At 50.7% G+C, this 3,433-nt stretch carries 5 protein-coding genes; all 5 read right to left on the reverse strand.

What is annotated here, in order from left to right; translation table 11 throughout:
* A partial coding sequence (locus tag EGI31_RS24940; protein WP_255039930.1) for a hypothetical protein occupies positions 1-930 on the reverse strand: 930 nt, incomplete at its 3' end.
* Positions 931-934: 4 nt separating this feature from the next.
* Entirely contained in the window at positions 935-1,282 is a 348-nt protein-coding gene (locus EGI31_RS24945; RefSeq protein WP_255037681.1) for a hypothetical protein, read from the reverse strand.
* A gap of 12 nt (positions 1,283-1,294) precedes the next feature.
* Positions 1,295-1,993 (reverse strand): hypothetical protein, encoded by a 699-nt coding sequence (locus EGI31_RS24950; RefSeq protein WP_262925407.1) that lies wholly within the window; start codon positions 1,991-1,993, stop codon positions 1,295-1,297.
* Positions 1,993-2,322: a hypothetical protein gene (locus EGI31_RS24955; protein ID WP_255038622.1), complete on the reverse strand. Its 330-nt coding sequence runs from the start codon at positions 2,320-2,322 to the stop codon at positions 1,993-1,995. Before EGI31_RS24955 ends, EGI31_RS24950 begins: the two co-directional genes overlap by 1 nt.
* Before the next feature lie 164 nt (positions 2,323-2,486).
* Positions 2,487-3,433: DUF5977 domain-containing protein (locus EGI31_RS24960; RefSeq protein ID WP_255039931.1), on the reverse strand; the 947-nt coding region annotated here is incomplete at its 5' end.

The raw sequence follows: 3,433 nt of genomic DNA on the forward strand, positions 1-3,433 counted from the left end.
CCAGGTGTTGGTAGATATCTGGTAGCGATACAAGGTTACAGCATTATTACCCAACAAATACATAAAATCCCCATTGCCCTCTATCGCATACACACTCGTAGCATCAGGGTTTACTGCCCACGCTGCCGACACCGTCAGCACCGTTCCAGTATTAGAGGCTATCGTCCTTATTTGCCCAGCACCAGTGCCCGTCTTAATTCTCACCTGGTAGTTGGCCCACATATTTGTTCCCCAAGCCTTAGCACCATTGGTTAGCGTTGTAGCTGCTCCTGCTGTTGCTTGGCCTGTAGCAAACTCCTTCGCCGATCCTATCGTAGAAACCAGCTGCCCATCAGTTCCCCAAGCTGGTAGTCCTACCACACTTCGTGCCGTCCAAGCATTAGTCGCTCGGTCATATACCCCAAAACCCACCGCACCAGCAGTCGCCATCCACAATGACCCCGAAAACAACTGAAACACAGTATCAGCACCAAACGACCCCCCACTGGTAGTAATCACCGCATTCGCTCCCAGCGTATTAGACACCACCGTACCATCAAAGCCCAAGCCAGTACCCTGTATTACTCTCAAACGCATCCCCGCCAAACTCCTCACTATCGTCTTATTCGTAGTCAACGAAGCCACACCACCAGCCGTTACAGTCTGGTTAAAAGTACCACCCATAGCACCCAATGCCCTAAACTCCCCACAAGCACCGGCACCAAAAGTACCTCCAAGGCCCGATGCAGGCAACTGAATCCATGAGTCCTCATCACCCTCATACATGTAAATCACCGCTGCCGACTGCACATAAAACGCCTTCGAGCCATTCAGTAAATCATACTTATCTGATGTTACAAATGATCCCGCCGTCGAGTTAGTCGGGCAGGGTGTTCTATTTTCCCACCTCTTCGGGTGAAGCATCTTTCTTAAATTAACTTGCGTCGCCATATAATTACGTTATTTTAATGTTATCATAAATGTGCGTCGGTACATCCTGCCCAACATACTGGTTAGGCTGCCCACTTACCGCCACAAGGTTACTTACAGCTGCCACAGTAGTCACAGTGCTCACTGTCGCATTCGCCACCGATGCCGTTACCGTTCCCGATACAGGCTGCGTTGTTTCAGAACCATTCACGGCCATCCTATTCGCCGCATCTACCCTTGGCGAATTCGCATATAAAAACTGCACCAACGTGTTCACCGAACTTGCCAAATCCGCCACCATCTGAGCCAAATCCTTCATCTCCAATTGAGTCTCCTCTTTGCTCAATCCACCCAAAATCGATTCCGTAGGCATATCCTTAAAATTTTAAATTGATTGTCTAATATCTATCACCTTACCCGTCGCATCAGTCTCAAACCAAATAAACGGCCCCGCCACCACAGGTTCGGCTTCTTGAATAAACACATTGGTATTACCAGCAACTCCTTGCGGACCTTGGTCGCCAGTATCGCCCTTATCGCCTTTAAGACCTTGAATACCCTGCACACCTTGGTCGCCAGTGTCGCCCTTGTCCCCTTTAAGTCCTTGAATACCCTGCACACCTTGGTCGCCAGTATCGCCCTTATCGCCTTTAAGACCTTGAATACCCTGCACACCTTGATCGCCAGTATCGCCCTTATCGCCTTTAAGACCTTGAATACCCTGCACACCTTGGTCGCCAGTGTCGCCCTTGTCCCCTTTAAGTCCTTGAATACCCTGCACACCTTGGTCGCCAGTATCGCCCTTATCGCCTTTAAGACCTTGAATACCCTGCACACCTTGATCGCCAGTATCGCCCTTATCGCCTTTAAGACCTTGAATACCCTGCACACCTTGGTCGCCAGTGTCGCCCTTGTCCCCTTTAAGTCCTTGAATACCCTGCACACCTTGGTCGCCAGTGTCGCCCTTCGGTCCTGGCAATCCAATATAATCAGCCAGTCCAGGAATCACACCAATCTCAGGCTCTAAAACGAGCTCCAGTTCTATCGGCGGCTCTATCTCCAGCACCAGTATCACTTCGCTCATTACAATCTCGTTTTTGTAAGTTCAAAATCCCCCATCCCTATCGTAATCTCCTTGCCGTCCTTCACAGCCTCCATCTCCCAGTCATACAACCCATGCTTATTCAGGGTATCTGCCTTCGCTATAGGAATCTCCAGCCGCTGCCCACTAACCACAATACCAGACCCAGTCTTCTGAAAAACCACACGATAAGGAGGCGTTTTCTCAAACACCGCAAACTTAAACGTAGTCCCAGCCACCTGAAACACATCCGGCACATTAATCACCACGTCACAGTCATTGCCTGCCTGCCGTCTAATCTTAATCCTATTCTTAACCGAAAAAGTCGCCATAAAATCATTATTCTTTATAAGCCAAAACTATCCCAACATCCCAAATAATCACAGGGCAAAACTACAGACGCATTGCAATGCGGCTCAATCCCTTCACCAGACCCCTCCTTCCCCCCCTCCTTCCAAAGGAGGGGTGCCGAAGGCGGGGTGGTTGAGGGGGTGGTTTACACCGCATCCACATACCACCTTTCCCCACCAGCAGGCTCAGCCGGAAACACAATACTCGGGTAAGGCCCTACAATCACCGTACTGCCCACCAGCAGTCCATTTCTAAAAAACCTCAGCGTCTTCCCTGCCTTATAATAAGGTATAAAAAAATAATCCCTTCCACTTGCCAGCACCGGATAATGCCCATTCAGTCTAGTCGCACCATACCGCACATCCGTTTGGTTAGCCTGATAATCCGGCAACTGAAACCACATACAGCCAGGCACATACCCACTGCCCACATCCTCAGCCACTATACCACTCGGTTCGCTGGATCCACTAAAATCCCCAGCCCTCAGCCACCACCTGCCAGTCGGAAAATCCACAGACCCATACACCCCAGGGTTATACACCCCCACAGAGTTACACGGCCCATTCGCATTCGCATACGCCTGCGTGTCCAATATATCTATCTCAGCTCTCGCCTTAGCATAAGTATCCTCCAAATCAATAAAACTCCCCCAGCTGCCAATCGGTATCGTAATCGTCGCCTTACCACCAATCAACCCCGTGCCACAGGTCGCATTAAAAAAAGTCCCCTCACGGCTCACAGCCACATCTTGCAAAAACGGCGTATTACCCACCGCACAAGCAGCACTTGGCGTCAACGGAAAGAAATTCGGCCCAGGCTTATTCTTCAACACCTCAGCAGGTCGCACAGGCTCGTTCGTGTCCGTATAATACCGCTCCACCGTCAGCACCTTCAGCATACCGTAGTATCGTCCTCGGCTATCCGTGTCGCACACCACACTCAGCGGTCGCCAGGCCGTAGGTCGGTCCTCAGTAGCCTCAGGCACAGGCAGCTCGCTGTAAGCTGTCTCCTTATAGCCCGCTTCCAGTTCTATTGCCACCCCTGCCCAGTCGTTAGCATCATCGTGTATCGGCATCGCCTTACCCACATTCA

The sequence above is a fragment of the Lacihabitans soyangensis genome, from assembly GCF_024343775.1.
GTDB lineage: Bacteria > Bacteroidota > Bacteroidia > Cytophagales > Spirosomataceae > Leadbetterella > Leadbetterella soyangensis.

Coding starts and splice junctions, on each gene's coding strand:
- EGI31_RS24950 (WP_262925407.1), bottom strand. CDS start 1,993: ATGAGCGAAGTGATACTGGTGCTGGAGATAGAGCCGCCGATAGAACTG.
- EGI31_RS24945 (WP_255037681.1), bottom strand. CDS start 1,282: ATGCCTACGGAATCGATTTTGGGTGGATTGAGCAAAGAGGAGACTCAA.
- EGI31_RS24955 (WP_255038622.1), bottom strand. CDS start 2,322: ATGGCGACTTTTTCGGTTAAGAATAGGATTAAGATTAGACGGCAGGCA.